This is a genomic window from Kitasatospora sp. NPDC056446, from assembly GCF_042796115.1.
Classification (GTDB): Bacteria; Actinomycetota; Actinomycetes; order Streptomycetales; family Streptomycetaceae; genus Kitasatospora.
Window position 1 is genome coordinate 1 of the sequence record NZ_JBHTRF010000143.1, and the last position, 7,906, is coordinate 7,906.

The 7,906-nt window shown below is 67.9% G+C and carries 3 protein-coding genes; all 3 read left to right on the top strand.

Going from position 1 to position 7,906, the window contains the following annotated elements; all coding sequences use genetic code 11:
* Nucleotides 1-377 precede the first annotated feature (377 nt).
* The 3 genes from ACFQ6N_RS39685 to ACFQ6N_RS39695 are packed head-to-tail and all read left to right on the top strand — an operon-like array spanning nt 378 to nt 7,665.
* Nucleotides 378-1,541: a hypothetical protein gene (locus ACFQ6N_RS39685; protein WP_380659031.1), complete on the top strand. Its 1,164-nt coding sequence runs from the start codon at nt 378-380 to the stop codon at nt 1,539-1,541.
* A gap of 41 nt (nt 1,542-1,582) precedes the next feature.
* On the top strand, nt 1,583-4,888 hold the full coding sequence (locus tag ACFQ6N_RS39690) for a hypothetical protein (protein ID WP_380659033.1): 3,306 nt from the start codon (nt 1,583-1,585) through the stop codon (nt 4,886-4,888).
* Nucleotides 4,882-7,665, top strand: coding sequence for an RNaseH domain-containing protein (locus ACFQ6N_RS39695; protein ID WP_380659034.1), 2,784 nt, complete (start codon nt 4,882-4,884; stop codon nt 7,663-7,665). Before ACFQ6N_RS39690 ends, ACFQ6N_RS39695 begins: the two co-directional genes overlap by 7 nt.
* Nucleotides 7,666-7,906 lie beyond the last annotated feature (241 nt).

Below are 7,906 nucleotides of genomic sequence, written 5' to 3' on the forward strand. Positions count from 1 at the left end.
CCCGTTGCCGAGAGATCGGCACGGCGGGTTCGGAGAGCGGTCCGGGGAAACGGACCGGGAGTAATCCCGGTACCGCGCCCCGGGCCGACTCACCAGCCCGATCTCCCATCCCTCCCAAAAAACCCCGGGCGTCGGCTTCACCGAAAGACTCCAGGACCTGGCGACACGACCATGATCACTCGAAAAGATGAACTTCGATCGTGTGGACCGAGTCGTCTTATGTGATATCTGTGCAGGTCAAGTGGCATATCAGCGACTCGCGGGTGAGGCTTTTCGCCTATCCGCTCCTGCACGGCGCCGTCGAAGTTCATGCATGATCCTCCCCAGCACATCAGTGCGCTCTGTCAAGGACACTCGGTAAAGTGTGATGGAGGGATGTGGCGGTGTACGACGCTGCCCTGGGCCAGCAGAGGATGAAAATCCTCTCCGCAGCCATCCGCGGAGGTTATGCATGGACGGTTCGGCATCGCGAACCACGTGCCTGGCGGGAAATCATGAGCATGGCTGGGGTGGTCAACGCCCTGTACCCCCAGCAGGAAGTTCTGACACCGGCTGAGTTCGTCAGGTCGCTCTCTTACCCGCTGGGAAAGCTGGCACCGGATGTCTTCGACGGGGATCCGCTGGGCCAGTTGACCGTCCTGGAGTGGGGCGAGCTCAGTGACGACGTCTGGTCCGACGGTTGCACGTCCGTCATGGAACTCTTGCAAAAGGGCGACAGGGGTCGAGGCTGGCTGCCGAGTTGGGCTTGGATGCGCCAAGAGGGCGTGGAGAACGAGGCGTTCGCGGGGATCCGAGTAGGAGCCAACGAACACTCGTACCGGGCCCGCCGCCGATTTGTTGTCGAATATCCGGCTGGCGGTACGGGAGAAATCCTCGACTTGTGTGCGGAGGCCGGCATCGACCCACCTGTCCAGTACGTCGATTTGCCGGCTGACCGCGTGTACGGCGGTCGTTGGTGGTGGGCTTGCCCGAAATGCCGGTGGCCGATGCGGGTGGACGGCCACCGGGTGCGGTGCACCTACCTGTACCACCAGGCTCACTACACCGTGCGTTCCGAACCACTCACGGGGGGCCGTCCTCAGTTGCTTCGCAGAGACTCCCAGGTGCCACGGCCCCCAGGAGCGCGCGAACGACGGAAACAGGGGCCGGAACGCACGGTGTGCGTCGACTTCGCGGTATGGCGGTTCATCGTCGTACCAGGTGTCGAGGAGCTCTCGCTGTACCGTCGCTGGCACGGCAAACCGCTGTTGGACGTCACGCTGTGGCCCGGGCTGGACATCTACGACCTGGAATTCGCCGTCGAGTCCCTGGGCTGGACTTTGTCGATCGACCTCAAGGATGTGGCGAGCGCTACCACCCTGGCCGAGAAGGTTCGTCAGAAACCACTCGCCGCCAACACCATCGTGCTGCCCGATCACCGCGGTCCCGGGCAGAAAGCGGAGCTGCAGAAACTTCTGCCCGGCTACACCGTCTGGCTCGTCGAGGACGTGAACAAAGAGATCAGCAAGCAGTTGACCCGAGCGAAGCGACAGACGAAATGACCGATCTCTCCTCTCAGCGGACTGAGCGCGAGGAGCGCGGGTTGCCCCGGCTCATCGCCTGTGCCCTGGCCTGCTCACTGGCCCACTTCCCGGCGCCCGACGGCGGCAGCGTCGACGCGGCCCATTTCCTGCTCAGCGGCAAGTACGACCTCTGGCCCGGATACCGGGAACTGCCTTTCGATGACCAGCGGCGCCTGGCACGGCTACTGCGGCACCGGGGCAACGCCCTCGCGGACAAGGCGGTCTTCCAGGACCGCGTTGCCGACCAGTTCGCCCAGGACAGGGTGCCCGGTACGCGCCTCGAACCCGACGGGCGGCACGTCCGGTTCCACCACGGTGTTACACCGCGGGAGTTCGCCGATCGGCTGTTGGACGAACTCGACCGTGTCGCCGAGGAGGCGTTCCGCCCCCAGTCCATCGCCAAGGTCGGCGAGCACACCCACAACCTGCAGGTGCCGATGGCCGGTGGACTCACCACGCCGGCGCTGGCCACCTACACCTTCCTGGCCGAACACGTCCCCGCGCACCGCCCGCCCGCCGCCGTCCTACGGACGTCTCCCGATCTCCCCCACGTCGCTCTCGACATTCAGGGCTTCCTCGCCCTGAACCGTACCCTCGACGGGGAAACCGGGTCGGCCTACCGCGAGGGAGCACTGGGCCCGTTCTTCTCCCGGATGCGGGACCGAAGCGGTCGCGCGGTGGGGAAGGAGCTGGTCCTACGGGCGGGGGACATCCAGGTCCTCAGCGCGCCGACCGGATCCGGAAAGAGCGTCATGATGGCTGGCATCGCGGCCTGGGCCGTCCAACAGGGCCATACCCTCGCCCTGGTCGTCAGCACCAACGCGGACGTGCTGAAGCTGACCCGGCAGATCGAGGAGGAACTGGTTGCGGCCGACCTTCTCAAGGCGTCCCGGTTGAAACCGGAACAGGTGGTCGTACCGCTGATGTCACCCGACGGGCTGGTGCGCGAGTTGGAGCGCACCATTCGCAACTCCACGGATACCGCGTACGTGGACTGGGTGTTCGAACGGCTCGGCTACTCCTGCCAGCTCCCGGTCCTGGCGGCGGTCGACGACGAGGTGGACGCCTGGACGCCCGGCGGGGAACCTTGCCGCAGACTCGCACCGGTACGGCCGCCGCGCCAGAACGAGTACCGCACGATGCCCGAGCCCAAGGTGTGCCCCTTCCGACACAAGTGCGGCAAGTTCCGCCTGACGCGCGCGGCCACCACCGCGAGCATCCTCGTCACCACACACTCCAACCTGCACGCGGGCAACGTCCACATTCCGCTGGAGTCGGAGGACGGCCTCGTGAGCGAGCACGTCTCCGTCGAGGAGTTCGTGCTCCGGCGCTGTCAGATCGTCCTCATCGACGAACTCGACGCCTTCCAGTCCACCGTGTTCGAGCGCAACGGTCGGAACCTGGTGTTGGCCTGGGGCGACCGGCCGCACGACCGACCGCTGATCGAGCTGGACAACCAGCTCGTCGCGGCCTTCCACCGGCTGCCCGCGGCGCTGGAGGAACGGGCCCGCAAGAACGTCTCGGAGAGCCGCGCGCTCGCCGAGACCTACACCATGCATCTCGCCCGCGGTGACCTGGGACAGACCGACCGCCTCTCCGAAGGAACTGCGTCCCGTCCGAACCGCCGACGACGGAGTGACGCCGCCCGCCGTTGGATCGTGCCGACCAAGTGGGACTCCTGGCTCGCGGCGAAGCTCGCCCCGTTCCTCGACAACGATCCCCAACAGATCGGTGCCGCAGAACCCGTCCGGACGGGCATCAGTCACACCTTCACCCTGGAGACGGTGTGGGATCCCGCCATCGACACCCACCTGTTGCCCGACCACCTGCAGGGCTTCGCGGGGATCCTCCGCAGTGTCACCAGCAAGCAGCACGAGGCGGGCTCCCTCGACCACGCCAGGGACCGCCTCGACGTCCTGCTGAGGACCTGGGTGCCCGCACCGAAGACCCGGCTCGACGTGATCGACCGCCTCGTCCGGCGGATGTTCCTCGCCCCGCTCCGCGACCTGCTGCACCGTTTCGTCTACGACGCGCCCCAGCTCAAGCTGGCCGGCGTGGCGGCGGCGGAGGAGATCGCCTCCGCCCTGGGCGGTTACGACCATTGGCGCGCCGTCCCACACGGTCCGCTCGGCCGTCAGGTCTTCGCTTTCACCGAGGACGTCAACCCGCTCGCCCCGCAGGACACCAGGTTGAGTGCCGTGGCCTTCGGCGGGGACCCTCACCGGTACCTCCTTGATCTCGGGCAGAACACGGCGCTGGCGCACTCCGGCCACCGCCGGATCGTGCTCGGGCTGTCCGCCACCGCTTACGTACCCGGCGCGCACCGTCACCACGTCCACACCAGGCCCACCTACGTCGTCCCCGACGACGGCGAACCGATCGAAGTCGACATCAGGCCTGTCCCGGGGATCGGATCGGAAGAGCTTCTGCGGATCTCCGGGCTCTCCGGCACGAAACGGCGTGAAGCGACCCATGAGCTCGGCGCCAAGCTGTGGAGCGAACTGAAGCGGGAGCTCGATCAACTCGCCTCCGCGGGCAATCCGGTCGGGATCCAGGACGCCATCCTGCTCGCCACCACCTCCTACATCAGCTGCCTGGACCTCGCAGACGGCCTCACCTCGGCGGGCGCTCCGCCCGGCCTCGTCGCCGTCGCCGTCCGTCCCGATCCCGAGCGCGTTGCCGACGCCGAGGGGCCGTACCGTCCGTGGACCGAGATCCCCGCTGATCGCCTGGAGGACTTCGGTGCGATGGCGGGTGCCCGGATCCTGGTGGCCCCGGTGCAACGGGCCGAGCGGAGCCTCAACATCCTCTCCCCGGGTGAGCGCCGTTCCCGCGTCGGTGCCATCTGGCTCGCCGTCCGGCCTATGTCCATCGTCGACGAACCCAGCGAACTGCTCGCCCACATCGGCGCCCGGACCTTCGATGAGCACCCGCCGCACGACCTCCCGTGGAAGGCGCTGGAGGGCGCGGAGCAGACCGCGAGTGGCTACTTCAACGAACTGCTGTCCAGCGAGCGGTACTTCCGGGCACTCCCGGCCCGCGCCAAGATCGCGGTCGCCGCGGAACTCGTCGCCTCCCTCACCCAACTTGTGGGGCGTGCCCGCCGCGGCGGCACACCGGGCAGGCTCCGCCTGGTCGACGCGGCCTTCATCGACCCCAGCGGGAACTCCGACCTGCCGTCCATTCTGCGTGCGCTTCGCAGCAAGTGGATCGCCAGCGGGGAATTCGACACCGTCGTCAACACCAACCGTGCGGCGCTGGAGGGGTTCTTCACCTTCGCCGATCAGCAGCACCGCCGCCGATCGAACCTGGACACCGAATGCTGAACACTCTCGCCTTCACCATGGACCCGAAGAAGCTGGGCAAGGTCGTGCTGTACGCGCTCAGCGAGGACTTCGCCCAGGCCTGGAGCCTGCTACCCAGCTACCGCGATCACGAGGGCGCCAAGCCCGTCCGTCCGGCGTACGCCTCGCTGGCCACCGCGCTGTCCGCGGTGACCAACCAACCGGTCGTCATCATGCCCGACACCCTCGGCAAGCCGGACGACGAGACCCGCACCCCAACGATGCTCGCCACCACCAAGATTATCGAACCTCGGCTCCTGAGCCGCGCCGTCCGTGCCTGGGAACGCCACATCCGCAGGGACGACGATGCCAACACCCTGGCGCCGCTGCTCGACCAGTGCACACCGACCCGGGCGAACCTGGCCTCCTTCATCGACCAAACCACCACAGGCCGACCCCGAGCACCCCAGTGGTTCTTCCGCGTCGCCGCCTGGAACATCGCCGCCGAGCTCGCGCGCCATCCCCTGCCCCTTCCGCTCCCGCACTGTCCCTTCCCCGCCGCAGCACCCGAGGGGGACGGTCCGGCAGGCGAACCGGACGGTCAGCAGCCCGAACCGTCGGCCGGTGCCGAGGGCGACCAGCCGGTCAAGCAACCGCAGTTGACATGGCTGATGGACACCAACGGCAGTCTGCTCGCCTGGAACCACCTACTGACCAACAACGCCGGCCGGCGCCAGACCGAGGGCGTAGCCATACACAAACTCGACTTCCGCGTCATCACACTGCCGGGCGAGCCCCTCATCACCGTCCACGTCCTGCCCACGTTCAGTCGTCTCGCCACCCACTGGGCGGGCACTCGGACCGCTTTCGTCCACCGCGGCACCAAGACCATCCTCCGGGTCCCCGTGGGCCATCGCCGCACGGAAGAGGGCTGGGAGCCGTACATCCGGGGTTTCGCCGCTCGGGTCGTCGGGAATTGCGACCTGAAACCCGTCACCCTGTGCGACAACGAGGGACTGAGCCACAAGAACCGACCGATCCGCGTACTGATCCCGGGGCCGACCGAGCATCCGCTCGGTAAGGGCACCGGCACCCGCTTCAACCTCGCTCTCGCCCGCCACATCGACACTGTCCTCGGCCCCAAGCTCGGCCTGCGGCAGGTGTCGTACGTCCGGACGGAGCACCAGGTCGCCCGCAACGCCAAGGGCCCGGTCTTGCGCGAGGACCTGGACCACGCCCTTGCCGGCACCGGACACGACCACATCCGCATCCTCGCCCTCTACGACCACGAGCACACCCGTCGACGCATGATCGAGGCCCTTGTCCCCTACACGGACTCCCCCGACCTCGTGGCCGACTGGGAGGACGAGAGCGACTGCAAACTCACCGCGTGCACCAGCGTGTGGTTCCGACGACTGCCGGCCCTGGTCGCCATCAGTCGCCCCGATTGGAACCGTGAACTCGCCTTCCTCGACGCTCTTCCGGGCCCCGCCCTCAACGGAGCGTGGGTCGAGACCGTGTGGAATCCCAAGAAGAGCAGCCGCCGGGACCGCGGCGCGGACTACGACCCGAAGCGGGACCTGCGTCGGCACTTCCACCAGCGCGGGATGGTCTCCCAGTTCATCGCGTTCAAGGAACCCCCCAAGGCCAAGGAGGAAGTTGCCAGGGAAACCGCCACCACGGTGCCCGCCGCCGAGCCGGAACCCCTCGACTCCGTACCCGGGCCCGCCACCGAAACCCTGGAGAACGGGACGGCGGACTTGGACGGGACCGAAGCGGACAAGTCTAGCCGTCCACGAGGCCCTCGCCTGGACTTCCCCGCGGTCAACGGACTCCGCGACCTGCTGCTCCGACTCGGGGCGGTCGACCGGAGGCTGGCGGATGCGGTATCGATGGACCACCCCGCTGTGCTCGTCGGGCTGCACCTTCGGCAGCAGCGAGCCAGCACCCGCACCATCGGCTCCGCCGACCAGACCCAGATGGTCGAGGTGCTGACCGCCCTCCACACCCACCCCGACCCCACCGTGCCGTGGCGATTGGAGATGTACAGCCGTCGCCTGCACGCCTGGCTCCCGATCGCCGAGGCGGAGTCCTCCTTCGGGTCCGGTCCGATCGGCGTAGCCGGTCACGCCAGGCACGAGGACGGCGCCCGACTCGTCCGCGAGGAGATCCGCTCCGCGCTGCGCGTCCTACCGGGCGTGGCCCCCGTCGTGATCTTCACTGACGCCGAAGCCTGCCGAACCATCTGGCCCGGTCTGCAGAACGCCCGCCTCGGCCACGGCCCGCTCCCCGGCGACAGCCTCCGCGAGGACGGCCGCGCGGCAGCGGACGTCTGCATCAACACCTCATACGGCGAAGTCCCCACCCCCGTCGACCGTGTCGGCAGGCGGCGCCCGGATCCGCACAAACCCGCCGCCCCCGACGAATGGCTGTACCGGCGCACAACCACCGCCGGAGTCACCAGTTGGTACCTCGCCCAGACATCACGCACCTACAACGGTTTCGGGCAGACCGGCACCAACGGAAGCCAGCACACCCGTTTCACCATCCCCGAAGCGCTGAAAGCACAACTGCTGGCCAAGGACTGGAGCAGCTTCACCGCCATCCAGATCACGGTTCCCGCTGCCGGACCCTACGTTCCAGAAGCCCTGGCGGCCCTGACGGCCGCGCTGTGCCACCAGTCCCTGGCCTGGGACTCCCGCACCCGCCACCCGGTCGCCCTCCACATCGCCGGTAGCGTGGACCGGAACCATGCCGAGTACCGCGGAGCCACACTCGCCGAAGGGAACCCGGGCTCGGAGGAGCAACAAGACAGCTGAAGCGGCCTTCGTCGGAGCATGCTCGCGGGTGTGGAGGACTTCCTCCACACCCGCGTTCAGTTCCTCTGCCGGCGCATGATCGCTCGTGTCACCCCTGACCCAGCCGACTGGGAACGTGCTACTCGGGGAGTGGGCGCAGAACGGCGAGTGGCCCTTACAGCGGCAAGCTGCCGTTGCGCCCCCCGCCGGGCAACGCACAATTGCGGGGCCCCCTAGGTGGCCATACCCCAATCGGAGCGGC